This is a genomic window from Lunatimonas lonarensis (assembly GCF_000390185.1).
In the GTDB taxonomy this organism is placed as follows: Bacteria; Bacteroidota; Bacteroidia; order Cytophagales; family Cyclobacteriaceae; genus Lunatimonas; species Lunatimonas lonarensis.
On sequence record NZ_AQHR01000101.1, the window covers coordinates 14,191 to 40,460 of the forward strand.

Below are 26,270 nucleotides of genomic sequence, written 5' to 3' on the forward strand. Positions count from 1 at the left end.
CTTTTCTTTTTGTTACCGTTAGGTATAAATTTATGTGTTTAACAACCAAAGCAATCAATGCAGTTAGTAGAAGTCACCACACCGTCCCAGCAAAAGGAGTTTTTACAAATGGCCGTTAGGCTATATAGAAACGAACCCAATTGGATCAGACCCCTCGATAAGGATATTGAAGGTATTTTTGATCCTAACATAAATAAGCTGTACAAATCAGGGGGGAAGGCGGTTCGGTGGCTGCTTTTGGATGATAGGGGAAACACGATCGGGAGAAATGCAGCCTTCGTGAACCCCAAATGGAAGGAAAAGCAACCGACAGGGGGGATGGGTTTTTTTGAGTGCATAGATGATAAGAAGGCCGCTTTTACCCTAATGGATGCCGCAAGAGATTGGTTGAAGGCGCAGGGAATGGAGGCCATGGATGGTCCGGTAAACTTTGGTGAGCGGGATAAATGGTGGGGCTTGCTGGTCGATGGATTTAGTCCTCCAAACTACAATATGCCGTGGAATTTCCCCTATTACCAAGCTTTCTTTGAAGAATATGGATTTCAGATTTACTTTAAACAATACACCTATATGCGATCGGTTCGCGGAGCGGGTTTTGATCCAAAGATGATTGAGCGTTCGAAGGTGATTCTGGCCAACCCTGATTATGAGTTTCGGTACCTAAAAGGAAAGGAGCTTTGGGAGAAGTTTCCCGAATACTTCATGGCCGTCTACAATAAGGCATGGGCAAGGCATATGGGCAAAAGTATCACCGAGCGAGAGGCAAAGCTGATGTTGGCGAAAATGAAGCCAATCATTGACCCCTACCTCATTTATTTCGGCTTTTTTAAAGGTGAGCCTATTTCGTTTTTTATCAATATTCCAGAGATTAATCAGCTTTTCAAACATGTTGACGGCGAATTGAACCTGCTTGGTAAACTCAAGTTTCTGTGGCACAAAACCTTTAACCCTCCCAATAAAATGTTGGGCTTGGTCTTTGGGGTGATCCCGGATTTTCAAGGAAAGGGGGTGGAAAGTGCCATGATCCTTTCTTACAGAGAGTTTCTGGACATAAAAAAGCTGAAGTATGAAACCATCGAAATGAATTGGATAGGGGATTTCAACCCGAAAATGATGCGAGTATGCGAACAGCTACTCGCTGAGATATACAAAACCCATCATACCTATAGGTTCTTATTTGACCGGGAGAAGCCCTTTGAGCGGCACCCTATTTTCACCTAGACGCCGGCATCGATCCCATGGTCAGTGTAAGCGTACCGCCTTGGGTTATTTCACTATGCTTTATACCAAAGCCCCCGACGGTCTTGCCGTTCAGTGTTTTTCGCTGAATATAGTAATGATCGGGTTTGTTGTTTTCCGCAGCGATGGTAAACGTCGCTCCGGGGTAGTAGGCCGGGTTGAGGTGGATGACTGCCTTTTTAAAAAGAGGGCTTCCCAATTCGTACATAGGGTTCTCCTCAGTTCCTCCGTTCATCTGGAAAAGGCCCAGTTTCATCAGAACGGCAAGGGAACCCATCAGCCCCTGGTCTTCATCTCCGTTGTATCCAAGCTCCGGGCTCAACGCACTGAAGGCCTTGTCTACCACCTTTCTGGACCATTTCTGGGTAAGGTCTGGCCTGCCAAGATGGTTAAATATGAAAGCGGTTTGCATGGAAGGCTGGTTACCATAGTTGATTGGAATCCGGCGGTATTCGGGATGGGTCTCTACTGCGTGGGAGGTGCCCGAGGTAAATCCCAATTCCTCTGCCTGTTCAAATTGTTGGTTTAGCTTTTCTGCCGCCTTTATGTTCCCTCCCATCAATTCAGCCAGGCCTTCGAGGTCGTGGGGGACAAACCAAGTGAACTGCGCGGCATTCGATTCCACGTATCCGTTTCCATAATCATACGGGTCGAACGGACTCATCCATTGGCCGTCCTGATCCATTGGCCGTATCCAACCTGATTCCTGGTCATATAGATGCCGATAATTTTTGGATCGCTGTGTAAAGTACGCGGCATCTTCGTTTTTCCCTAAAGCTTTGGCGAGTTGGGCCAGTGTCCAATCTTGATAGCTATACTCCAATGTGAGCCCGGCACCTTGTTGATGAAAGCCGAAATTACCTCTGGGGTTTGGATGGGGCACAAATCCCTTTTCCATGTAATCCTCCACATTACCTCCTTGCATGGAACGGTGTTCATAGCCAGTTCTGCTCATCATACCTCCCGGCAGGTGGTTTTTTTTCAATCCTTCGTAGGCCAGGGCTACATCGAAACCCCGTATGCCTTTTTGGTAGGCTGACACAAAAAACGGTGTTGAAGTGGCCCCTGTCATCACATAGGTGTAATTGCCTCCGGATGGGCCGCGTGGGATCAATCCACCATCTTGAAAGTATTGTAGGAAGCTACTGACGAATTCCTCCATGATCTCCGGGTATACCAAGCTCCACAGTACAGATATAGTCCATTGGGCACCCCAAAAGGAGTCGGAATTGAAATGCCTGAACTTGGGACTGCCCGTCTCATCCAACGGGATCTGACCGACACGAAAACTGTCGCCCGTATTGTCTGGATAGGCACCGTTGGCATCTGATATGGTTCTTCGGCCTTGGAGCGCTTTCCATAGGTCGGTATAGAACCGACGTCGCTGCGTATCGCTTCCTCCGCGAATCTCTATCCGGCTCAGCATGTCATTCCATACAGTTTGGGTTTCCCGGACCACACGGTCGAAATTCCAGTGCGGTAATTCTGTTTCCATGTTGAGCGCGGCGTTTTCACTGCTTGTATAGGAAATGCCCACCTTCATGATTACCGGTTCGTCGCCCCCGTCTTTTAGTTCGACAATTCGGTTAATCGCATTGTCAATCGGCAGGATCTCTTTTATCTCCCTATCAAATTCAACATGGAAAAAAACCTGTATGGGTTTTGGCCTTCGGATAGTAGGAAGATTGGTTACTCTTCCCTTTAGCCGGCGCGGGCCGGTCTGCTCTAGGTGGCCCCCGGCGATTTCACTGGGCCCCAGCATGCCGCCTAGATGAAACAAGATCCCGGCTTTTTTGCCGGTAGGGAAGGTGTACCTGTGGATGCCAACCCGGTGGGTGGCACTTAATTCCGCCCGAATGCCGAATCGGTCCAAAAATAACGAATGATACCCCGGTTCAACGACTTCTTGGTCGTGACTAAATTTCGAGAAGTAATCGTTGACCAATACCTTTTCGTTACCTTCTATGGTGACTGGCATGACAGAAACGCCCGACATCTGCCAAGCATGGATATGGCTGAACCCTTTCACCGTGTCGGTTTCGTACCGATATCCGGTGCCCCAGGCGCCTTCAATTTGGGTGTCTGGACTGAGGTTTACCATGCCAAAAGGTCGGGTAGCCGAACTGAAGAAAAACCAACGTGAATTGGCAGCATCGAGGAGGGGGTACACCAGGTTCACAGGTTCTTCCCCGGTCTCGAGGTCCTCTATCCCTTTCCCGCGTTCACAAGCAACTAGCAAGCTAAATACGGCTACGATGGTGAGTAGGGGTTGCTTCATTACGCCAAAGTTTTTTTCGAAGATCACTTATTCCGAATCTAAAGAGGTGGCCTAGCTGGACGGTCGGCAGAATGGCTTTCACAAGCGCCGTCCGGCAGCGGTTCAATAATTTTAGGTAGACCTCTGTGCATGCCATAGATACTTTTGGCCGAGGCGATCGTCATTGGCCTGAATGCCCTTCTAATAAACGCTCCCTCAGTTTGCCAAGAATCCTGCCTACGTTATTTTTTGGCCAGTGCCAATTGCCAGTTCCAGCTATCTCGAAGGGCATCTTCAAGGCTATGCTTGGGCGTCCAGCCAAGTTTTTCCGAAATTTTGGAAGTATCCGCCCATACTTTTTCCACGTCACCAGGCCTTCTAGGGCCAATCTGGTAATTTAGGGCTTTTCCGCTTACCTTTTCGAATGCTTGAATCACTTCGAGTACCGTATTGCCGTTTCCGGTTCCAACGTTGAACAAGTCATAGAAGCTACCCGGTTTATCAGTCAGGTATTCAAGGGCTTTAAGATGGGCATCGGCCAGATCAAGTACGTGGATATAGTCCCTCACGCAAGTCCCGTCCGGGGTATCGTAATCATTGCCGAAAACGGTCAATTTTTCACGTATCCCCACACCGGTTTGGGTGACAAAGGGAATGAGGTTAGCAGGTACGCCCAGCGGAAGTTCTCCGATCAGTGCTGAAGGATGGGCTCCAATGGGGTTAAAATAGCGGAGAGAAATAATACGTGTTCCCGCTGCGCTTTTGGTAACATCCACAAGGATATCTTCACAAATTTTCTTTGTATTGCCATAGGGGCTTTCCGCGTCTTTTCGGGGGGTGGTTTCCTTTACGGGGAGCTCGTCCGGCTGACCATATACCGTGCAAGAGGAAGAAAAAACAAGGTCTGTGACGCCAAATTCCGCCATGGTCTCCAATAACACAACCAATGACCCGACGTTATTTCGGTAATACTTCAGTGGTACGGCGGTACTTTCTCCCACCGCTTTGTTGGCGGCAAAATGGATGACGCCTTTCAAGGAATGTTCGGTGAAAAGGCGTTTCATCAATGCACGGTCGTTGCAATCCCCTTCATAATAGGGTACCTCTTGGTTGAGAATGGTCTTCAGCCCATTTAAAACCGACTTGTCAGAATTCGAAAAATCATCAACGATGATGGGAAGGTACCCCGCCTCTACCAGGGTAACCGCGGTGTGCGAGCCAATGTAGCCTGCTCCACCTGTGATCAAAATTTTTTCCATTTTCAAATATAAGCTATTCGACGATGTATGGGTATCAGTTTGTGATAAAAGTAGCGAAGATGGAGGGGTAAGTTTTTCTTTTTCAAAAGAATCTCTATCTTTGCCCCTCGAAAGGGGGTGTACCATATGATAGTTGTAAACGTAAAAGAGAACGAATCAATCGAGAAAGCGCTGAAGCGTTTCAAAAAGAAGTTTGACAAAACGGGAGTTATCCGTGAGCTGCGAAGCCGTCAGCATTTTGAAAAACCATCCGTAACCCGTCGCAACGAGGTTATCAAGGCGTCTTACATACAAAGACTGCGGGACGAGGAAGGTAAATAATCCGGAAACTTCGTATTGATAAAAATATTTAGCATATTGGTGATGTAAATTCGCCGATATGCTATTTTCGTTTTTGGCTCATTTGGAATTTGAGAGGCGTGCCAGCGGGCATACCGTTGCCGCTTATCAATATGACCTGGAGCAATTTTCTGATTTTTTGAAGTCCGCGTTTGGAATAGGGGAGCTATCCGATGCAGGCCATGCAGAAATAAGGGCTTGGATGGTTGATCTGATTGAGCAGGGGCTCGCAGCCACCACAGTAAACCGCAAAATCGCCACCCTTAAGTCCTTTTACAAATTTTTGCTTCGTTCCGGTGAGATTGAACGGGATCCTACCTATAAAGTCCGCTCCCTGAAAAAGCCTAAGCGACTACCTGCCTTTGTACAGGAGGCAGCCATGGACAAAGTTCTGGATGAGTTTGATTATTCGGATGATTTTGAAGGGCAGCGGGATCGGATGGTTATGGAGTTTTTATACGGTACCGGCGTCCGCCTTTCTGAATTGATCGGACTCCGGTGGGCTCAAGTTGACATGGTGAAAGGGGAGGTTAAAGTACTGGGAAAGGGAAAAAAATACCGAATAATACCCATCTCGTCTGGAATGAATAAGAATATAATTCGGTATCAAAAACTATTTCAAGAAACGTTTCCGAATGTAACAGAAAGTGACTATTTTATCGTTAGAAACAGTAGGGAACCCGCATATCCCATGATGATCTACCGAATCGTAAAATATCACTTGGCCCTTTTTGTTCAGACTACAAAGCGAAGCCCTCATGTGCTTCGGCATACTTTTGCGACCCACCTACTCAACAAGGGTGCAGACCTGAATGCTGTCAAAGACCTACTAGGGCATGCTAGTTTGGCTGCCACACAGGTGTATACCCACAATTCCATCGAGAAACTGAGGGCTGTGTTTGAACAGGCACATCCCAAAGCTTAAATAAAAGTTTAACTTTTAACCCATATGTGATTATGAAATTACAAATGCATTCCATTCATTTCGACGCAGATCAGAAGCTGCTCCAGTTTATCCAAAAGAAAGCGGATAAGCTGGAAACCTATTATGATCAGATTATAGACGGGGAGGTCTTTTTGAGGTTGGACAAAAACGATCGGAGTGAAAATAAAATCGTAGAAGTCAAGCTTAATGTGCCAGGGAAGCAGCTTTTTGCCAAAAATCAAAGTGACTCCTTTGAAGCCGCAGCCGATGAGGCAATAGAGGGGCTCAGAAGGCAGATCAAAAAACATAAAGAGAAGCTGATCCTCGCAAAACAATAGTCGAATTTATCGATAATCGCTTAGAATTCAGGGCCACCCGATGGGGTGGCTTTTTGTTGATTAAATAGGCACCAATCAGCTACTTGAGGTTGTAAAAAGGCACAAAATGTCCTTTTTGGCGATTTAGGCGTTTCTGGTGTCAAATGGATTGAAAGCATGTGTTTTTCACTGAAGAGATTACCTTTTAACAAAGTAGTATTTTTTACTGAGCTCGTTTTTTCTTTCGGAAGATTCGCCCTCAACAATACTTTCCCAGATACCGATTAGGTATTTTGGGTTCCAGTTTTGCGAGGCAACTTCGATTTGAACGTTATTTTCCAAAGGCAGTTTTGCGATGGCATCTTCGTCGCAGATCAGGTAGTCGTACTCCATCCAATCAGATGCTTCCTTATCCAAATTGATCAGTTCATGATCCACGTCGAGCCCAATACGGATTTTGCTGCCGTGGTGCGGATTGCCGATAAAGCCGATTTGCGCATTTAAGGGGATGTTTTGTTCGTCCAGCAAGTCATCTACCTGCACCCCTTGATGTGGAACCGATAATGGGTACGAAACCAAGGTTCCCGTAAAGAATAACAGCAAAATCGAACAGCTTACCAAGCCGATACCAGCTTTTTGTCGCCTAATCATTCCTGCAAGTAGTATCACCATGCCAAAGCCGATAGCCCAATGGGCGATTAAATAAGTCGGACTTCCCAATCCTATGTTCATAAAAAGCCCTACAGCAAGAAATAGGGCATTGATTCCAACAAATACGGCAGCTATAGTTTGAGCGGTTCTGCTGGTTTCAAGCTGGTTTTTAGGAAGAAAGAGCCAACAAAAGGCAACTGCGGCCAATGGATATACTGGTAACATATACCGTTCATAAAATACCGAGACTAGGGCGGTCATAAGGATAATGGCAACTACCCACGCGGCAACAAATCCGAAAAATGGAAGGTTGCGGTCAAGCGTTTGGAAGAGCGAAGGGATTTTTCGCTTTCGAAGGAGTAGGATCCATGGTATAAACAGGGCAATCAGCATTCCGCATCCGTAAAGAAAGTGCGTGATTATTTGGGGAATTTTGTCGCCGACACGGACGCCTACCTGATCTTCCAAGAAAGAATCGAGGTAAACCCCGCCAAACCGCAAATACATCACAACAAACCAGAACAGGCCGATAGCCATTCCAATTACCAAAGCTGGAGCATACAAAATTTTTCTCAGGCTTATTTTTGCCCATGGATTTGCGACTAGGTAGAGAAATGCCACGGCACCCAAGGCAATCGCAGGTAGGCCCTTGACAGCAAAAGCCAGACCCAACCCAAGGTAAAACATCCAGATGTATTTTTTACGAGCAGTGAGCGGGTTTTTTAGGAGCCCGGTAACTCCGACGGCGCTGATTGTAAGGAAGAAAACTAGTAAGATGTCAGGGATAGACCTTGAGCTGCTAAAAATAACCAAGGGTTGTGCAGCGGTGATCCAAGCGGAAGACATGGCCACCGATGAATCACCCGTGGCAGTTTTTGCCAGCTTGTAGGTAAGGCCGATCAGTCCCATCCCTGCCAGGAGAAATACGATGCGTGAAGAAAATGCGGATATGCCAAATACCTTATATCCTGCCAAAACAGCCCAATACGTCAGGATTGGTTTTTTAAACCGTAAATCCCCGGTACCCAAATACGTGGTGAAATAGTCACTGTTTTTTAACATTTGGATACTGGCATCCGTATAGTACATCTCGTCCGGGTAATGGAAGTGGAAATTAAGGGAAAACGGCCCGACGAGCACTAAAAAAACACCCATGACAAACCAAGGATTAGATACAAAACTTTTCGAAGGAAGGGAAATGTCGATCAAAACGGTAAATTATTTCGGGATTTGTATCAAATTTACATCACCATTGGTGAATTGCTAGTAACATGGCTGTCAAAATTTGATCGCCAGCATGTTTTTTTTGCAAAAGCCACTGGATAAGCATATGGGATTGAAGTCAATGAAAAGGGGCGGGTCGCAAATGGAGGCGAAATCATCGGAGCGGTTTTATGGCGGAGCGTTACTCGTCATTCTTTTAGGAACAATTGTGGGTAAAGTGATCTTCACAACTTTGAGTCCGTTAAGCCTATTTTCCGAAGAAACCCAGTATTGGCTTTGGTCAAAACACCTAGACTGGAATTATTATTCAAAGCCCCTTTTGATTGCGTTTTACAACCGGTTGGGGACAGCATTGTTCGGAGATACGGAGGTAGGTGTTCGGTTCAGTGCCTGGTTTTTTGGGGCACTCACTGCATGGGTAGTGTTTCGGTTTTCGCTATATATGTACGGTAAACCATTCTTTGCTTTTTTGGCGGCGTTGATGGTGTTGGTGATGCCTTTTTTCCATTTGGCCTCCTTTTTCCATACGACGGATTCTTCTCTGGTCTGTTTTTGGATCCTCTCAATGTATTTGGCATGGCGGGCGATCCAGGAAGGTGGCAACTACCTTTGGTTGCTGACCGGAGTCGCCACGGCCCTGGGCATTCTCTCCAAGAATGTCATGGTACTGATCATTCCTCTGCTTTTCCTTTTTCTTTTGATCGAGCGCCCCGAGGTCTTGAGGGCAAAGGGGTTTTATCTTTTCGTCTTGGTTTCCGCATCGGCTTTGGTGCCGATTGTCATTTGGAATTTCCAGCATGATTTTGTGACCTTTCGCCACCTCGGTACCCTAGGTGGTGTTTCAGGCGGCGGCGGATTCAATTGGCAAGCTGCATTGGCGTATTCTGGAGAGTACTTGGGCGGGCAATTGGCCGTGGTGTCGGTTTTTTTTGTTCCGTTGATTTGGTTGGGGACTAGACACTGGATCAAGACCCGCGAGCCGGAGATGCTCTTTCTCCTTCTGCCTGCGTTAATGATATGGATGCTTTTTATAGGTGTTTCCCTTGTCAAGCGAGTGGAGATCAATTGGCCCGCTTTTGCCTATGTCACGTTGCCCATTGCCATGGCACAAGTCGTCAATCTTTATGCCCATTGGAGAAAGTATGCTTTCGTGGCGACGTGTGTTTCCGGGTTGCTTTTGGTGGGAGTTATGTACCCGGAACCTTTGGATGCCATCGGGTTCAAGCGGTTGCTGAAGCCAAAGAATGATCCCTTTGCCCGTATGGCAGGATACAGAGAGTTGGGTAGCCGGGTTGATTTCCTGATCGACTCCTTGGGATTGGAAAAGCATTTTGTATTCAGTGATTCCTATCACGTGGCATCCGAATTGGCATTTTACATGGAGGGTAACCCGCAGACTTATAATCCCAATTTGGGTAGAAGGATGAATCAGTTTGATATTTGGCCGGGCATAAATCAGTTTGAACAGCAGGGGTATTTCGGGGTGTTCGTCCGCTGGGGTGAGGGCGAGAGTGCGATCGTAAGCGCGGCATTCGACAGCCTAATCCACCAAGAAACCAGGCATGGTTACCTACGTGGGGAGCCTGTTTTGACATTTCAGATTCAAATCCACAAAGGATTTGGAAAGATGGAAGAGTTGTCCACGTCGGCATATTGAGGAGCCCCTATCACCGGAGGATCTTCGATTGACAGGGATTAAAAAAGAAATCCAAAGCTTCTCTGCTTCTACATCTTATGTGTACCTTTGCATCCTGTTACGGAACGCCAAATTATACTGCCTTGAAACTAATCATTATCAATGGCCCCAACCTGAACCTTTTGGGAAAAAGGGAGCCCGAAATCTATGGAAACCAGACCTTTGAGGGTTTTTTTGACACATTGGTAAAGAAGTACCCCCATTTGGAACTGGCCTACTTTCAGCACAATGTGGAGGGGGAGATCGTATCGAAGATCCATGAGGTCGGGTTTACCTACGACGGTATTTTGTTGAATGCAGGCGCCTATACACACACTTCGGTGGCCATTTCTGATGCAATAGCAGGTGTTACCACTCCTGTGCTGGAGGTCCACATTTCCAACATTTACAAACGGGAGGAATTCAGGCATAAGAGCATCATTTCGAAGGAATGTGTTGGTATGATTGCCGGGCTTGGATTGGATGGGTATGATTTGGGAATCCAATATTTTCTAACAAAAAATAAGTAATCAGTCATATATGGCAAACCTTACATTTGCGCCAGGACCATCTAAAGTATACGATAAGCTTGGAGGCTACTTCCAGGATGCATTCGAGCAGGGGATTTTAAGTGCCAATCATCGAAGCGCAGTTTTTATGGATCTGTATAGGGACACAGAGCGTGTATTCAAAGAAAAACTGGCTGTTCCCGCGGATTACAGGCTTTTGTTTACATCCAGTGCAACGGAGAATTGGGAGATCATTACCCAGTCTGTGGTTTTGAATCACTCATTTCATATTTATTCTGGGTCGTTTGGGAAAAAGTGGTTTGGGTTTGCCCAGCACATCCAACCAGCGAGTAAAGCGTTTGTCTTGGACAAGAACGTGGAACTTTCCGTGGAAGACCTATTGATCGAAGAAGAGGCGGACCTTATCGCCGTGACACAAAACGAAACTTCCAATGCGACTCAAGTAAGTAATGGCATAGTAGCAAAGCTGGGGAAAAAGTTTCCTGACAAAATGATTGCCGTGGACACCACCTCTTCGATGGCCGGTGTTTTCCTTGATTTTCAGTTGGCAGATATTTGGTATGCCTCCGTTCAAAAATGCTTTGGATTGCCTGCTGGATTGGGGCTATTAGTCCTTTCCCCGGCTGCTATCGCTAAAGTGAACGAAAAAGGTGAAAAAGGCCGCTACAATAGCCTGAGTTTTATGTTGGAAAATGCGGATAACTTTCAGACTCACTACACACCAAACGTCTTGGGGATTTACTTGTTAAACAGGGTGCTGACAGATATGGAATCCATTCACGTGATCCAGCAAAGAACCGAGACGCGGATGCAACGGCTGGAGACATTGGTGGAAAAATCTCCTAGGTTGGATTTTTTGGTATCCAATCCTGCTACGAGAAGTAGAACTGTATTGGGTGTCTCAGGGGAAGAGCAGTTTATCAAAGATATCAAGAAGGCGGCCGAAGCTAACGGAATGACCCTGGGAGGTGGGTATGGCCCATTGAAACCGACCAGTTTTCGCATTGCAAACTTTCCGGCCATTACCGATCCTGAGTTTGAAATGCTGATGGACTTTCTTGGTTCGTACGGTGCATAGATATATGGCATCGATCGGATATCCGTAAGGGTTGTTTGGTTGTTTGCCTTAGGTTCTGACGATATGTTTAACTTCAAAGAGATTCTTTCCGTTACGCTGATCCTTTTTTCGGTTATTGATATTCTTGGCTCGACACCCATTATCATCAATCTGCGAAAGAAGGTGGGGCATATTCAATCCGAAAAGGCCACCATTGCAGCAGGTGTGTTGATGGTGTTGTTTCTCTTGCTTGGCAAGTCCATTTTGAATTTGTTTGGCATAGGTGTAGAGGATTTCGCAATCGCCGGTGCCTTGATCATTTTCGCATTGGGAGCTGAGATGATCCTTGGCATTGAGATTTTCAAGCCTGATCCCAGTGCAAGTGCGACGAGCACCTCCATTGTGCCGATAGCTTTTCCACTGATTGCAGGTGCCGGTACCCTCACGACCATTTTGACACTTAAATCGGAATACTCCCAGGCAAACATCGCTGTGGGGATAGTTCTCAACCTCGTAATCATTTACATCGTACTGAAAAGTACCAATTGGCTGGAACGAAAGCTCGGGCATACGGGATTGGATGTACTTAGGAGAATTTTCGGTATCATCTTGTTGTCCATTGCGATCAAGATCTTCAAAACCAATGTTTTTCCGGCAGCCTGATAACAGCTAGACTAAGAGCGGTCAACGCGTCCGGTTATTTTTGACTATTTTTGTAGTATGATCGTAATCTATACAGACGGAGCGGCCAAAGGAAATCCTGGGAATGGGGGCTATGGGGTGGTGCTCCTCTACAAAAGCCATCGAAAAGAACTTGCTGAGGGTTTTCGCCTTACGACCAATAACCGGATGGAACTGCTTGCTGTTATAAAAGGCCTGGAAGAGTTGAAGGTAGCGGGCATCCCGGTGACGATTTTTTCCGACAGTAAGTACGTGGTGGACGCAATTGAAAAGGGGTGGTTATGGAATTGGCAAAAGAAGGGGTTTAAGGATAAAAAAAATGTGGACCTATGGAAACGCTACATTCCCTTACACCTGAAGTACAAACCTACCTACCGCTGGGTAAAGGGCCATGCAGGCAACAAGGAAAACGAACGTTGTGATCAGTTGGCCGTGGCAGCAGCCGAAGCATTGGATCTACAGGTGGACAAAGGATACGAAGACCTTCAGGGAAAGGGGCTTTTTTGATTATGGGTAATTCTTTCTTTAGGTTTAAAGAGTTTATGGTTCTTCAGGATCGATGCGCAATGAAGGTCAGTACCGATGCCGTGATCTTGGGGGCAATTGCCGGCAGCACCCAACCAGTGAGGCGGATTTTGGACGTGGGAACGGGCACAGGCGTATTGGCGCTGATGTTCGCACAGAGATACCCGAAAGCACGGGTAGTGGCGGTAGAGATTGATCGGGGTGCAGCCGGGCAAGCAAAGGAGAACGTTGAGTCAAGTTCATGGGCTGATAGAATTTCCGTTTGCAACGGTGACTTTCGGGAGTTTGATCTGGCTGGTGCGGGGCAATTTGATATGGTAGTAAGTAATCCGCCCTATTATTCTAACCACCTTCTTTCGGCAGATACCGGCCGGAATCATGCGTTGCATCAGGGGGCACTTTCATTTGAGGAGCTGGCAGTGGGCGCATTTCGTATGCTCGCAAAGGGCGGTGTGGGTTGGGTTATTCTGCCACCAAGGCAAATGGCGGATTTTGAACGGGTAGCCGGGAGTGCTGGGTTTTTCGGGATAGCAATGATGGAGGTGTATGACCGTGCGGATAAGCCACTGTTGAGGGTAATTCGGGGTTTTTCTAACCGCAGCCCGATCGATCCCCCCGTGGAAAGCACACTTTTTATCAAGGAAGCTGACGGAAGCTATTCAGATGCCTACAGGCAATTATTGGGTGGATTCCTGTTAAATTTTTGAACGAAGGCCGCCTCCTATTGTCGGTTTGTGCCTCTACGCAGAGGTTTGGTTTTTTTTATTTGGGCATTTCCCCCTATATTTAACTGCATACACCTTGTTTTTTTCATGATTGTAAGAAGGAATCTCCGTTTTATCCATATCCTCCATTATACGTGGGTACAGATTTTGTATTATATCCTGCTGTCTACAGGTATAGTGCTTTTGAATGAGTATGTGGATACAATTGAATTCAACATTCCCTCCTATACAATTGCGGCACTTGGTACAGCCTTGGCTATTTTTTTGGGATTTAAAAATAACCACGCCTACGACCGCTGGTGGGAGGCGAGAAAGATTTGGGGTTTGATGGTGAATTATAGCCGCGCATGGACCCGTCAGGTAACTACGTTGATCACTACGTTGGAGGGCGAGGACGACCATAGCGTACGAGAACTTCAGAAGAGGATGGTCTATCGGCATATAGCCTTCGTCAATGCGCTCAGGGTTTTTTTGAGGGAAAAGCTATCCTATAATAAACTACCGGTAAACGAGCTTGTGGAGGAAGAGAATACATATAGGGATGCGAGGCCTTTTTTGGGTCCCGAGGAGTATAGACAGTTCGTTTCCAAAGATAACCCTCCCAATTTTTTGTTACAGTTGCAGGGGGAAGACCTGGCCGAAGCCTTCAGAAGGGGATGGCTGTCAGACTACCGTCTGATTAAGCTGGAAGAGACGCTGGTGGATTTCAATGATATTCAAGGGATGAGCGAACGGATCAAAAACACACCTTTGCCCCGGCAGTATACCTTTTTTTCCCGTGTGTTTGTAGCTATCCACTGTACCCTTTTGCCGATGGTATTCGTCGCAGACCTTGGCTGGATGGCTATTCCCATCTCGGTTGTCGTATCTTTTGTTTTTTTGGCTTTGGACATGATCGGGGAGCGGACGGAGGATCCGTTTGAAAACAAACTGGAGGATACGCCCCTGACTGCCCTAAGCCTTACCATCGAAACCAATCTGCGGGAACAGCTGAAGGAATCAAAGGACAATTTTCCGAAAAAATACAGTCCGGAGAGAGGTGTGGTTCTCTAAGACCTTTCCATTGGTGAAATTATAGCAATAGGAGCAATAGCGCGTGCAGGAAATGAAGGTGTAGTCTGATATCCATCCATTTATTATACATTTGCGTAATGACTCAGACGACCGGCTCCCCTATATTTACGTTTGGAGGCTTTTTCAAAATCATCCGGCCAAACAACCTTCTGATGGTTGCTTTTGTGCAGTTGATGACGGCGCAATTCTTAGTGGGGCAAACACCGATGGGATTGCCTGTTTTACAGGATGTAAACCTGTATCTTTTGGTGATCTCCACGGTCATCCTGACTGCATCCGGCTACATGATCAATGATTATTATGACGTAAAAATCGACTACGTAAACCGTCCACACGAAGTAGTGGTAGGAAGGGGGATGAAGCGCAGGATGGTAATGACGCTGCATACATTTATGAACTTTGTAGGGATATCAATCGGAGCGTGGGTTTCCCCGAGAGTGGGCGTGGTCACGTTCTTGGCAGCCTTCCTGCTTTGGCTCTACAGTAACTCCCTAAAGCGTCTTCCATTTATTGGCAATGTCACGGTGGCCGGTTTGACGGCTTTGTCCGTTTGGATTGTCGGATATTATTACCAAAGGGCAGAGCCGATTATCTTTGCCTATGCCGTTTTTGCGTTTTTCATAAACCTAATGCGAGAGATCATTAAGGATATTGAAGATCGAAATGGAGACAGAAAGCATGGATGCCGGACACTGCCCATTGTGCTAGGTTTTAGGCAAACCAAAAACGTGATTTTTGCCATTGCCCTGATTTTTGTCATTCTCTTACTGTTTGTCACCTTTCGGATCGGCGATTCCGGTCTTTTTCTTTACTTTGGGTTTTTGGGGATATTCTTTGCCTTCTTTTTGTTCCGTATATACCACGCCGATAGAAAGGTACATTTCTCCCGACTGAGTCAGTATGCCAAACTTTTGATGTTGATTGGTGCCCTAAGCATGGTATTTATCTAAGTTCTATGCGGATACGCTCGAAAACGCTTGTCATTAAATTGATTTTTTAACATTTTCCGTACTTTTACCTTACCAATTCTAATCCCTACTGATTTTGAAAAAAATAGCCATTCTAGCCTCCGGAAACGGCACCAATGCGGAAGCCATAATTGAATATTTCAAATCCGTGCCTACTGCCAAAGTTGTTCTCATTGGTTCCAACAACGAAGGTGCCTATGTGTTGGAAAGGGCCAAGTCCCATCAGATACAATCTTTCACTTTTTCAAAGAAGGAATTGGAAAATGGCTCAGTTAAAGCGTTTCTTTTGATCAAAGGCATAGACCTAATCGTACTGGCCGGTTTTATGATGAAGGTACCAGAAGACCTTATCAATGTATTTCCAAAGGCGATCGTCAATATCCATCCCGCATTATTGCCCAAATATGGTGGCAAAGGGATGTATGGTATGCATGTGCATTGCGCGGTGAAAGAAGCAGGCGAAAAGGAGACCGGAATTACCATCCATTGGGTTAACGAACACTATGATGAGGGGGAAATTATCTTGCAGGAGAAGGTAGTCATCACAGAGGACGATACTCCAGAGCAAATAGCCCAAAAGGTGCATGAGCTCGAATATAAATACTATCCAAAAGTCATTGAAAGCCTGATTTAATAAACTGATTTCCCTACCTTTGCGGTCTTAATGCAAAACTTGCGCAAAATTAATCCATAATTACCCTGCCATGGCCGTCAAAAAAATTCAATCCGCTCTTATTTCGGTATTTTACAAAGATAATCTTGAACCTATCATTGCTTTGTTAAAGCAGCATGGGGTAAGCATCTACTCGACCGGCGGAACACAGCAGTTTATCGAGGAACAGGGTGCTTCTGTAATTCCAGTGGAGGAACTTACGGGCTATCCTTCTATATTTGGCGGACGTGTAAAAACCCTCCATCCCAAGGTCTTTGGTGGCATACTCCACCGTCGGGATTTGGACGGTGATTTGGCGCAGGCTACCGAGTATGGGATTCCAGCGATAGATTTGGTTATTGTGGACCTATACCCTTTTGAGGAGACGGTTGCGTCGGGTGCTGCCGAGGCAGAGGTAATCGAAAAAATTGACATAGGTGGTATCTCCCTGATCCGCGCTGCGGCCAAGAATTTCAAAGACGTAGCGATTGTTGCTTCCAAAAATCAATATCCCGATCTTCAGCGCATGCTGGAATCCAATGAAGGGGGTACCGCACTAAAGGATAGAAGGTTCCTCGCTGCACAGGCATTCAATGTCTCCTCTCATTATGATGCCCAGATTTTTAACTATTTCAATCGAGAGGAGGCACTCCCTGCATTGAAAATCAGTGAGACCCATGCCATTCCGCTTCGCTATGGTGAGAATCCACACCAAAAGGCGGCGTTTTTTGGCAAACTGAGCGAGCTATTCGATCAGCTGAACGGCAAGGAACTGTCATTCAATAACCTGGTGGACGTTGATGCCGCTGTTTCTTTGATCGAAGAGTTTGAAGGGGAGACGGCATTTGCGATCCTGAAGCACACCAATGCCTGTGGGGTTGCCGTTGCCAATACGGTGGCGGAAGCATACGAAATGGCGTTTGCCGCAGATACAGTTTCCGCTTTTGGGGGAGTGCTCGTGACCAATCAGCCCGTGGATGTCGCAGCAGCCGAAGCTATGAAGGGTCTGTTTTTCGAGGTATTGATTGCTCCTGAATATACAGAGGACGCCTTGGAACTACTGAAGGCCAAGAAAAATAGGATACTCCTGCGCCAGAAAATTCGGCTTTCCGGTACCGATCAGGTCAAAACCTTACTGAATGGCTACGTCGTGCAGGATCGTGACCTGCGTACTGAGGGCAAATCGGATTTCAGGGTAGTGACCAAAAAAGAGCCTTCTGATATGGAGATGGACGCACTGGCATTTGCGTTGAAGGTATGTAAGCACACCAAGTCAAACACGATTGTACTCAGCAATCAGCGGCAGCTTTTTGCCAGTGGGGTAGGACAGACCTCGCGAGTAGATGCGCTAAAGCAAGCTATAGAGAAGGCCAGCTCTTTTGGCTTTGATCTTCATGGTGCTGTGATGGCGTCTGATGCCTTCTTTCCCTTTCCAGACTGCGTGGAAATAGCGGGTCAAGCCGGCATTACCGCTGTTGTTCAGCCAGGTGGTTCAATCAAAGACCAGGACAGCATAGACTACTGCGACGCGCATGGAATGAGCATGGTCATGACAGGCGTGCGTCACTTCAAACACTGATTAATACTGGTTATCCAAAAAAGAGAATCCTCGGAGCAAGGTGTTTGAGGCTGTCAAGTGCCTTGCTTCGGATATACCCCAACCGATCAAAGTAGGACTGGGGACGAGGGCATAATTTTGTCCTTTTTTGCGTTATATAGAAACGAATAATACTAACTTTATCGCATTAAACTAACCGAATACTTAGAAACTGACAAGATGGGATTATTTGACTTTTTCTCCAGTGATATAGCCATAGATTTAGGAACTGCCAATACGCTGATCATCCATAAAGAAAAGATTGTGGTGGACGAGCCGTCCATCATTGCTATCGACAAGACCAACAACCGGGTGCTGGCCGTGGGCACAGAAGCCATGAACATGCACGAAAAGACCCATGAAAACATTAAGACGATCCGCCCATTGAAAGATGGGGTGATCGCGGATTTTTATGCGGCGGAGCAAATGATCCGGGGTATGATCAAAATGATCCCCGGACACAAAAAGGGCCTGTTTCCACAGTCTCATCGCATGGTGATCTGCATTCCCTCGGGTATCACAGAGGTGGAAAAGCGGGCTGTCCGGGACTCTGCCGAGCACGCTGGAGCGAAGGAAGTTTACATGATATTCGAGCCGATTGCAGCTGCTATAGGGATAGATATCGATATAGAAAAGCCGGTAGGATCCATGATCGTGGATATCGGTGGGGGAACTACAGAGATTGCCCTGATCGCCCTCTCGGGGATAGTGGCTGACCAGTCCATACGGGTAGCCGGTGACACCTTTACCAAGGACATCCTGGATTATATGAGGCGGCAGCATAACCTTTTGATTGGTGAGCGTTCTGCCGAAAAGGTAAAAATAGCCATTGGATCGGCTCTCACCGAGCTGGACGATGCACCGGAGGATTACGAAATACGGGGGCGGGACCTTATGACCGGTATTCCCAAGGTAATCAAGGTTTCCTATTCCGAAATTGCCTTTGCATTGGACAAGTCTGTATCCAAGATTGAAGAGGCGGTTTTGAAGGCGTTGGAGATTGCGCCACCTGAGCTTTCGGCGGATATTTACGACAACGGGATTCACCTGACCGGTGGCGGAGCATTGCTCAAAGGGCTGGACAAAAGGCTTCACCAAAAAACTAAACTTCCCATCCACATCGCGGAGGATCCCCTAAGGGCGGTGGTACGAGGCACGGGTAAGGCGTTAAAAAACCTAAACTCCTATCGAACCGTACTGATGTCCTAATGAATGCATGCGAAGAATATTTCTATTTCTATACAGCCTTCGGGCATTCATTCTGTTCCTATTTCTGGAGTTTGTTGCCATTTGGCTCATCGTAAACAACCACTCTAGGCAGGAAGCAGCCTTTCTTAGCAGCTCAAGTAGGATTACAGGTACCTTGTTAGATACCAAAAGCAGCTTTTTGGAATATTTCTATTTGAACGCCACCAACGAGGCCTTATCTGAAAAGAACGCCAGGCTACTTAAAAAGCTGGAACATTTTATGCCTTCCCAAGATACGACGGTGTTTGCCTTGGATTCTGCCTTTGCCCATAGTTTTGATTTTTGGTCGGCCAAGGTGATCAACAATTCACTCCATCTGAGCCAAAATTACATTACCATAAATAAGGGACGTACCCACGGGCTTCGGGTTGGCATGGGGGTATTCAATGAGCAGGGGGTTATAGGAAGGGTCAATGGGGTTTCAGCGCATTTTTCTACCATTATCTCACTGCTTCATACCGATTTGTTGGTGTCGTCCAAAATAAAGCGTTCGGGCGTGTTTGGGAGTACCAATTGGGATGGTGTCAATTCACAGCGGGCAAAGCTATTGTACGTGCCCCGGCATGTAGAGGTAGAGGTAGGTGATACAGTGGTTACCTCCGGGTTCAATGCCACCTTTCCGGAAGGGATCCCTATCGGTGTGATCACATCGGTAGGCTCAGGGGCCGAGACCAACTACCTGGATATTTCACTGGATTTCACCACTGACTTTTCAAGGTTGTCCTACGTGTATCTGGTAGAAAATACGATGAGAGAGGAGCTTGACTCCCTGCTTCGCCAACAAACCAATCCATCAGATGACCGGTAGCAGCATGGTTCGGGCCCTATTTTCTCTTTTCCTGTACTTTTTGGTGCAGGTCTTCGTGCTGAAAGACATCGTTTTGTTTGGCGATGCCTTCTGCTTTCTCTATGTTTTCGCACTGTTGTTGCTTCCCCTAGAAGTCAAGACCATGTCGATCATGCTGGTCGGTTTTTTCTTCGGATTGTCAGTGGATGCATTTTATGATACAACGGGCATGCATGCCGCCACCACGGTATTGATCACGTTTGTTAGGGCCTCTTGGGTAAAAGCGAATACGCCAAGAGGCGGCTACGAGGATAACGTGCTGCCTACCCTAATGAATCTGGGGCCGATTTGGTTTGTTGCTTATTCACTTCCATTGATTTTACTGCATCACCTAGCTTTTTTTTACATTGACATGGCTGGAACAGCTTCCTTTTCGGTACTTTTTACGAAGGTGTTGAGCAGTACGTTTTTTACCTTTATATTGGGGCTGATTGTCCAATTGTTGTTCTATCAGCGTAAGAGGGGGATTTGATGAATAACTATAGACCCTTTGTAATAGGTGGCGTAATCTTTCTGGTAGGGATTGTGCTGCTAACAAAACTGTTTCTAATCCAGGTTACAGACGATTCCTATATACGGAAGGCCGAAAGAAATGCCATTCAGCGAATCGTCGATCATCCTTATCGGGGATTGGTTTACGATAGAAATAATCGTCTGTTGGTATATAACAACCCCATCTTTGACCTAATGGTCATACCTAAGGAGTTTTCGGTTAAGGATACGATCCAATTTTGTACTTTTTTCAATATATCAAAAGAAGTGCTGGTCGAAAACCTCCAAGCGGCCAAGTCCTACTCGTGGGTGAAACCATCGCCACTTATTCGGCAGATATCCATAGAGGATTTTGCAAGGATTCAGGATTACCTCATTGACTATCGCGGTGTATTTGTGATGAGCAGGTCGGTTAGGTCTTATCCTCAGCCCAGTGCGGCCAATGCGTTGGGATATATAGGCGAGATCAGTGCCGGTCAGCTGGAGCGAGACGCTACAAAATACTACCGGCAGGGAGACTATGTAGGCTTGAGTGGGCTGGAAGCCTACTATGAACCAGAGCTACGGGGCAGGAAGGGAGTGAAATACCGGATGGTCAACGTAAGGGGTGTAGACAAAGGCCCCTTTAAAGATGGTGAACTGGATACCCTGTCCATTCCGGGCAAAAACCTGCAAAGTACCATTGATTTGGACCTACAACAGTATGGAGAGATGCTGATGGCGGGCAAACGGGGATCGGTAGTCGCCCTGGAGCCTAAGTCGGGAGAAATACTGTCTTTGATATCGGCACCTTCCTACGACCCCAATATTCTTACAGGGTCAAAGTTTGGTGAGAATTACTCTAAGCTCAATCAGGATGGCAACAAGCCCTTGTTTAATCGCCCGGTAATGGCGATGTATCCGCCGGGCTCTATTTTTAAGATCGTCCAATCACTGGTAGGCTTACAGGAAGGTATTTTGTCGCCAAACACCACCTTCTCCTGCAATCGGTCTCTAGTGGCTTGTCATAACCATCCCAGTCCTGTCAATTTGTTTGGAGCAATCCGTAACTCCTGCAATCCTTACTATCATCAGGCTTTTCGGTTGATGATAAACCGGGAGGTATCTTCAAATACCTTTCGGGATACGCAGATAGGCTTGGATAAATGGCGGGAAGCCGTGCTGAAATTCGGGTTGGGTGACCGCCTTGGCGTGGATATCAATGGGGAAAAAGGTGGCTCCATACCCTCCAGTCAGCTGTATAATCGAGTGTACGGTGACGGCAGGTGGAAGTATTCGACGATTTATTCCCTTTCTATTGGGCAGGGTGAGATGTTGGTTACTCCCTTGCAAATGGCCAATTTGGCCGCAATCTTTGCCAACAAAGGCTACTATTATATACCCCATTTCATCAAGGCGGTCGATGGGGATAGTACTCAGATACCCGCTAAATTCAGGGAAAAGCAGTATACAGGGGTAGATGAGCGGTATTTTGATCTCATTCAGGATGCCATGAAGGAAGCACTTTCAGGAACGGCCGCCCGGGCCATCGTGCAGGACATTGCCATCGCAGGAAAGACAGGTACCGCCCAAAACCCCAGTGGTGAGGACCACTCGGTGTTTATCGCCTTTGCGCCCAAAGAAGATCCTAAGATTGCCATCGCCGTGTATGTGGAAAACGCAGGCTGGGGAGGAAGGGCCGCAGCCAGTACGGCAAGTCTCATGATCGAAAAATACCTTCGCGGCCATATTACCCGACCCGCATTGGAACAATACGTGCTGGAGGGAAAGTTTATCTATTGAGACGTGAGAGACAACGAACAATTACTGAAGAAGCTTGATTGGCCCACCGTTGGGCTTTATGCCCTATTGGTCATGGTTGGTTGGTTTAATATTTATGCCGCCGTCTACGATGAACAGCAAGTGAAAAGTATTTTCGACTTTTCGATCAACTCCGGGAAGCAGTTGGTTTGGATTGGAACCGCTGTGGTACTGATCACCCTGATTTTGGTGGCGGATTACCGGTTGTTTGAAAACTTAAGCCTGATCCTGTATGCCATTTTTGTGGTCATCCTGGTGTTGACACCGTTTATAGGGAAGGAGATCAACGGGCAGCGGGCTTGGTTTGAAATTGGGGCATTTAGACTGCAGCCCGCTGAATTTGCCAAGTTTGCAACGGCACTAGCACTGGCCAAATTCATGGAAGCCAACACGTTTGATCTTACCCAGGTTCGTCACCAGATCCGGGCAATTGCCATTATGGGCCTGCCCGTTGCGCTGATAATGCTTCAGCCTGACACAGGCACGGCGATGGTCTACAGTGCTTTTTTGATCATGCTCTACAGAGAAGGGATGCCGCAGCGATACTATGTACTGGCAATCACGTTGATCATTGTCACGCTTGCTTCGATTGTTGTGGAAAACAACCTCTACCTCGCCGCAGGAATTGTCGCTGCATTCGCGCTCTTCTTCTTGTTGGGAAAAAAAAACTGGCAGCGGTTGGTTTCCTCGTTGCTGCTTGCCCTCGTCTTTGCGGCTTATACGTACAGCATCGATTACGTGGTCGCCAAATTGCCGGAGCACCAACAAAACCGTATAATGGTTCTTTTTGATCCGGATATAGATCCATTGGGGGTAGGCTGGAATGTGACCCAGTCAAAAATAGCCATAGGGTCGGGCGGTTTTTCGGGCAAAGGATACCTGGAGGGTACGCAGACCAAGTTTGATTTTGTGCCAGAGCAGCATACCGATTTTATTTTTTGTACACTGGGAGAGGAATTCGGATGGATAGGCAGTTTGGTTGTAATAGCCCTTTTTGTGGGGCTGCTGGTTCGCCTCGTGTTTCTGGCAGAGCGACAAAAGACCCGCTTTTCCCGTGTTTATGGCTATTGTGTCATTTCCATTCTTTTCTTCCACTTTGCAATCAATATTGCCATGACCATTGGGTTGTTTCCGGTGGTGGGCATTCCCTTGCCGTTCTTGAGTTATGGAGGTTCTTCGCTCTGGTCATTCACCATATTGCTGTTTATCTTTTTGAAGCTTGATTCGCATCGCATTCAGATTTTGGGTAGATTATCTTAAGATTTCTTAAATTAGGATAAAAATTCATAACTTTTCTTCGCCCCGCGAGTATACCCAAACACATAGGGTAACTAAATTTTACTAACGATGACAAAGACGGTTTTTGGATTGGGCTTTTTGATGCTGTGGGCCGTCGCCGCCTGCCAGCAGAAGGCCACCATGATGCAGCAGACACTGCCAATAGGCGATACGAGCCGAAATGCCCTGGATTGGGACGGAACCTACTCCGGGATGGTACCCTGTGCAGATTGTGAGGGGATTCTTACGGTGTTGGAATTGACGAAGGAAGAAGCCTACACACTGAAAAGAACCTACGTTGGCAAAGACCCCAAAGCGTACCTCACGGAAGGACGCTTCTCATGGAATGAGCTTGGAAACATCATCACGTTGGACGGCATAGAACAGGGTCCCAATAGGTACCTGGTAGGCGAAAACCAGCTGTTTCAGCTGGACATGGAAGGTAATCGTATTACAGGTGCGCTAGCCGATAACTATGTGCTGAGAAAAGGTGAACAAACGGCCGCAGACCCGCTGCTCGGGAGAAAGTGGATATTGAAGCAGGTGATGGGCAAGGATCTGCCAGACAATGAAGCCATTTTTATCCAGTTCGAGCCAGGTAGTAACCGAGTCCATGGTTTTGGTGGGTGCAATCAGTTTTTTGGAACCTATGAACTACGGGAGGGTTGGAGGATTCAGCTTTCAGGGATTGGCCGTACCCAAAAGCTTTGTCAGGAAGTGCAGGAGATAGAAGACCGCTTTTTTGAAGCGTTGGAAACTGCAGATAATTACTCGCTCAATGAAGGAGGCGACGTGCTCTCCTTGAATAAGGCCAGAATGGCACCATTATTACGGTTTGAAGTAGGCAGCTAAGCAGGTCTTCTACCGATGTAGTACATAGGTAGAAGGCATACCCAACCGAGAGGTTGATTACCCGTGCGGTATAGGGGCAATCTCAAGGTTGCGAAAAATTGTTGTTCTGCGTCGGGGCTTCTAGGGTTAAACAAAGTTAAATTTTTCATTTTTTGACCTGTATTGGTTTTTATATTCGGTAAAAATCCCTAAATTTTTAGTCTCAATAAACCGTATACTTTATGAAACAGGTAGTTTTTCTTTTAACCTTAGTTGTTTTTGTTGGATGTGGGGGGAAGCAAGGAGGTGGAGACGAAGCGCTCCGATTTGACGTCGAGATAGATACGGTAATGGTAAATCCGGGACAGGAGATTTTGTTTTTAAATGCAGGATTGTATGGAGCGGTCCTTAGTACCGACAAAAAATATCTTTATAATTTCAATCACACCGAGTTTTCCATGGAAAAAATAGACTTAGAAAGCCTTGCCTTTGTGCGGAAAATTGAGGTTTCCAAGGAGGGACCAAATGGCGTAGGACAGTACTTTATGGGTATACTCCCCCTTGACGAAGAAAGGCTTCTCTTCAGGTGCTACCGACAGGACAATGTGTTGGACTGGGAAGCAAAGAAACTCCGTCAGTTTGATTTTACGAAGATAGGGGACGATGAGAATAAGGTATCTGAGGAAGAGAACTTTTATTCTCTTGTCCGCATGGATGACGGTCTGGAATCCTTTTTGGGCTTAGCGAATCGGTATAGAGAAAAAGTCACAACTGCTGTTCATGTTAATTTGACGTCAAATTCAGCCAAGCGCTATGAAATACCGCTGTTTGAAAAAACGAAGAAGTTTCAGATTGAGATAGGTGATGGGGGGTCATTCGGTGTGCAGTCGTATTTGGTAAAGGAGGGAGGAAAAGCGATAGTATGTTCGGAGATATCCAGCGACATGTATGTGTATAGTCCAGAGTCAGATTCTTTTGAAGCGCATACCTACCACAGTGAGCTCACGGCAGCGGAAAAGACCGGGACTTATCCGACAACGGTTGGCGGTATAGAGGACCTTGCTCCCGTGTTTCGAAGGATGCAGGAGGAGATTGCATTTATGCCACCTCGCTGGGACGAGATTAATGAGGTTTTTTATAGGTTTTCCTTTAACTCGGTCTTTGATGATTCAGTGGAGCAGCCCGAGAATAGTCCTATCCCCCGAGCAAGTGGAGCCAAGGTATACCTTACCGTATATGATAAAGATTTGAATATGATAGCAGAGTCTTTTATGCCGATGATAAGTACCCGCCCTCCATTTCATTTTGTAAAAGATGGGAAACTCTGGGTGTTTGAAAACATTGAAGATGAGATGGGATTTGTGACATTGTCGATTTCGGGGGTATAACCCTGGATCTATGTCATCTAATTTCAAAACCATAGCCTAGGGTGAGATTCATGAAGGAGTTTATAGTCATTTGTTTTTGTGGATTACTAATAGGCTGTTCAGAAACAGAAAAAGGAAACAGCCAGCTTCCGACGAGTCTATCCTACACGTTGGATACCGTAATGATTGATCCGGGTGAAGAAATTCTATTCCTAAATAGTGGTTTGTACCCATCCAGATTGAGTAGTGACAAAAGATACTTGTACAATTTTGACCATAAGGCATTTTCGATGGAATGCATCGATCTAGAAAGGCTCCAAATAAATTCAAAAATCCAATACAACAGAGAAGGTCCGGACGGAGTTGGAGATTATTTATGGGATTTTCGGGTTGTAGGAGAGGACAGCCTGCTGCTTGTTAGCTATGGTACGCTTGGCATTTTTAACCGAATCGGTAAAAAGATTGCAGGTATAAACTTAGGCGAGGTAGGCAAGTCGCAACAACAGGGGATTTTTGAAAATGCCCAATCTCCGCTCTTAGTACCCGGGGCGGAATGGGTAGTTATGGGGTTTGTCTCTGATCTAGAGAATAAAGAGCTATTACTTGTGCGTTGGGATATGAAGGAAGATTCCGTTCAGAAAATCCCGCTGTCTCTTTTAGAAAAAATGTATTGGCGTCCGACTAATTTTAAAGATAGCCAAAAACCTGCGGT

25 protein-coding genes are annotated in these 26,270 nt (G+C 46.5%); 22 read left to right on the forward strand and 3 right to left on the reverse strand.

Translation table 11 applies throughout. The features are described 5' to 3' along the window. Positions 1-57 precede the first annotated feature (57 nt). The gene (locus ADIS_RS17500) at positions 58-1,221 is read left to right on the forward strand and encodes a hypothetical protein (RefSeq protein ID WP_010855994.1); all 1,164 of its coding nucleotides are present in this window, start codon (positions 58-60) and stop codon (positions 1,219-1,221) included. Here ADIS_RS17500 and ADIS_RS17505 read toward each other — a convergent pair. Then, the gene (locus ADIS_RS17505) at positions 1,214-3,517 is read right to left on the reverse strand and encodes a GH92 family glycosyl hydrolase (protein ID WP_010855995.1); all 2,304 of its coding nucleotides are present in this window, start codon (positions 3,515-3,517) and stop codon (positions 1,214-1,216) included. The two genes, ADIS_RS17500 and ADIS_RS17505, sit on opposite strands and share 8 nt — an antisense overlap. A 221-nt stretch (positions 3,518-3,738) precedes the next feature. Beyond that, positions 3,739-4,755: a UDP-glucose 4-epimerase GalE gene (gene galE / locus ADIS_RS17510; protein WP_035806758.1), complete on the reverse strand. Its 1,017-nt coding sequence runs from the start codon at positions 4,753-4,755 to the stop codon at positions 3,739-3,741. 126 nt (positions 4,756-4,881) lie between these two features. On the opposite strand from galE, the gene rpsU reads away from it, so the two are divergent. Genes rpsU through hpf form a run of 3 tightly spaced genes read left to right on the forward strand, consistent with a single transcriptional unit; the run spans position 4,882 to position 6,357 of the window. Next, positions 4,882-5,076, forward strand: coding sequence for a 30S ribosomal protein S21 (gene rpsU / locus ADIS_RS17515; RefSeq protein ID WP_010855997.1), 195 nt, complete (start codon positions 4,882-4,884; stop codon positions 5,074-5,076). A gap of 58 nt (positions 5,077-5,134) precedes the next feature. Further along, positions 5,135-6,019: a tyrosine-type recombinase/integrase gene (locus ADIS_RS17520; RefSeq protein WP_010855998.1), complete on the forward strand. Its 885-nt coding sequence runs from the start codon at positions 5,135-5,137 to the stop codon at positions 6,017-6,019. Positions 6,020-6,051: 32 nt separating this feature from the next. Continuing rightward, positions 6,052-6,357 (forward strand): ribosome hibernation-promoting factor, HPF/YfiA family, encoded by a 306-nt coding sequence (hpf, locus tag ADIS_RS17525; RefSeq protein WP_010855999.1) that lies wholly within the window; start codon positions 6,052-6,054, stop codon positions 6,355-6,357. A 177-nt stretch (positions 6,358-6,534) separates the two neighbouring features. Here hpf and ADIS_RS17530 read toward each other — a convergent pair whose 3' ends face one another. Next, the gene (locus ADIS_RS17530; RefSeq protein ID WP_035806739.1) at positions 6,535-8,142 is read right to left on the reverse strand and encodes a phospholipid carrier-dependent glycosyltransferase; all 1,608 of its coding nucleotides are present in this window, start codon (positions 8,140-8,142) and stop codon (positions 6,535-6,537) included. A gap of 142 nt (positions 8,143-8,284) precedes the next feature. On the opposite strand from ADIS_RS17530, the gene ADIS_RS17535 reads away from it, so the two are divergent. From ADIS_RS17535 to ADIS_RS17620, 18 genes are all read left to right on the forward strand, one after another. Then, positions 8,285-9,868, forward strand: a complete 1,584-nt coding sequence (locus ADIS_RS17535) for an ArnT family glycosyltransferase (protein WP_010856002.1) — start codon at positions 8,285-8,287, stop codon at positions 9,866-9,868. A 122-nt stretch (positions 9,869-9,990) separates the two neighbouring features. Beyond that, positions 9,991-10,416: a type II 3-dehydroquinate dehydratase gene (gene aroQ / locus ADIS_RS17540; protein ID WP_035806763.1), complete on the forward strand. Its 426-nt coding sequence runs from the start codon at positions 9,991-9,993 to the stop codon at positions 10,414-10,416. A 10-nt stretch (positions 10,417-10,426) separates the two neighbouring features. After that, on the forward strand, positions 10,427-11,494 hold the full coding sequence (locus ADIS_RS17545) for an aminotransferase class V-fold PLP-dependent enzyme (protein WP_010856004.1): 1,068 nt from the start codon (positions 10,427-10,429) through the stop codon (positions 11,492-11,494). Positions 11,495-11,557: 63 nt separating this feature from the next. Beyond that, complete coding sequence (locus ADIS_RS17550; RefSeq protein ID WP_010856005.1) at positions 11,558-12,136, forward strand: MarC family protein; 579 nt, start codon at positions 11,558-11,560, stop codon at positions 12,134-12,136. Between the two features lie 57 nt (positions 12,137-12,193). Continuing rightward, on the forward strand, positions 12,194-12,661 hold the full coding sequence (gene rnhA, locus ADIS_RS17555) for a ribonuclease HI (RefSeq protein WP_010856006.1): 468 nt from the start codon (positions 12,194-12,196) through the stop codon (positions 12,659-12,661). Positions 12,662-12,663: 2 nt separating this feature from the next. Further along, positions 12,664-13,386, forward strand: a complete 723-nt coding sequence (locus ADIS_RS17560) for a tRNA1(Val) (adenine(37)-N6)-methyltransferase (RefSeq protein WP_035806741.1) — start codon at positions 12,664-12,666, stop codon at positions 13,384-13,386. 105 nt (positions 13,387-13,491) lie between these two features. Next, positions 13,492-14,457 carry a bestrophin family protein gene (locus ADIS_RS17565; RefSeq protein ID WP_035806766.1) on the forward strand — a complete coding sequence of 322 codons (966 nt, stop codon included), beginning with the start codon at positions 13,492-13,494 and terminating at the stop codon, positions 14,455-14,457. Between the two features lie 98 nt (positions 14,458-14,555). Next, positions 14,556-15,428: a geranylgeranylglycerol-phosphate geranylgeranyltransferase gene (locus ADIS_RS17570; protein ID WP_035806743.1), complete on the forward strand. Its 873-nt coding sequence runs from the start codon at positions 14,556-14,558 to the stop codon at positions 15,426-15,428. A 94-nt stretch (positions 15,429-15,522) separates the two neighbouring features. Beyond that, positions 15,523-16,080 carry a phosphoribosylglycinamide formyltransferase gene (gene purN, locus ADIS_RS17575; RefSeq protein ID WP_010856011.1) on the forward strand — a complete coding sequence of 186 codons (558 nt, stop codon included), beginning with the start codon at positions 15,523-15,525 and terminating at the stop codon, positions 16,078-16,080. A 70-nt stretch (positions 16,081-16,150) separates the two neighbouring features. Continuing rightward, positions 16,151-17,677 carry a bifunctional phosphoribosylaminoimidazolecarboxamide formyltransferase/IMP cyclohydrolase gene (gene purH, locus ADIS_RS17580; RefSeq protein ID WP_010856012.1) on the forward strand — a complete coding sequence of 509 codons (1,527 nt, stop codon included), beginning with the start codon at positions 16,151-16,153 and terminating at the stop codon, positions 17,675-17,677. 198 nt (positions 17,678-17,875) lie between these two features. Continuing rightward, complete coding sequence (locus ADIS_RS17585) at positions 17,876-18,904, forward strand: rod shape-determining protein (protein ID WP_010856013.1); 1,029 nt, start codon at positions 17,876-17,878, stop codon at positions 18,902-18,904. A 7-nt stretch (positions 18,905-18,911) separates the two neighbouring features. Next, entirely contained in the window at positions 18,912-19,751 is an 840-nt protein-coding gene (mreC, locus tag ADIS_RS17590; protein ID WP_010856014.1) for a rod shape-determining protein MreC, read from the forward strand. Then, entirely contained in the window at positions 19,741-20,262 is a 522-nt protein-coding gene (locus ADIS_RS17595; RefSeq protein WP_010856015.1) for a hypothetical protein, read from the forward strand. The genes mreC and ADIS_RS17595 overlap by 11 nt, the downstream gene beginning before the upstream one ends. Beyond that, entirely contained in the window at positions 20,262-22,064 is a 1,803-nt protein-coding gene (gene mrdA / locus ADIS_RS17600) for a penicillin-binding protein 2 (RefSeq protein ID WP_010856016.1), read from the forward strand. The genes ADIS_RS17595 and mrdA overlap by 1 nt, the downstream gene beginning before the upstream one ends. A 3-nt stretch (positions 22,065-22,067) precedes the next feature. Continuing rightward, positions 22,068-23,342, forward strand: a complete 1,275-nt coding sequence (gene rodA, locus ADIS_RS17605; RefSeq protein ID WP_010856017.1) for a rod shape-determining protein RodA — start codon at positions 22,068-22,070, stop codon at positions 23,340-23,342. A gap of 87 nt (positions 23,343-23,429) precedes the next feature. Continuing rightward, positions 23,430-24,212, forward strand: coding sequence for a copper resistance protein NlpE N-terminal domain-containing protein (locus tag ADIS_RS23175; RefSeq protein WP_010856018.1), 783 nt, complete (start codon positions 23,430-23,432; stop codon positions 24,210-24,212). 221 nt (positions 24,213-24,433) lie between these two features. After that, complete coding sequence (locus tag ADIS_RS17615; RefSeq protein ID WP_010856019.1) at positions 24,434-25,579, forward strand: DUF4221 family protein; 1,146 nt, start codon at positions 24,434-24,436, stop codon at positions 25,577-25,579. A 50-nt stretch (positions 25,580-25,629) separates the two neighbouring features. After that, the coding region (locus ADIS_RS17620) for a DUF4221 family protein (protein WP_035806748.1) at positions 25,630-26,270 on the forward strand (641 nt) is incomplete at its 3' end.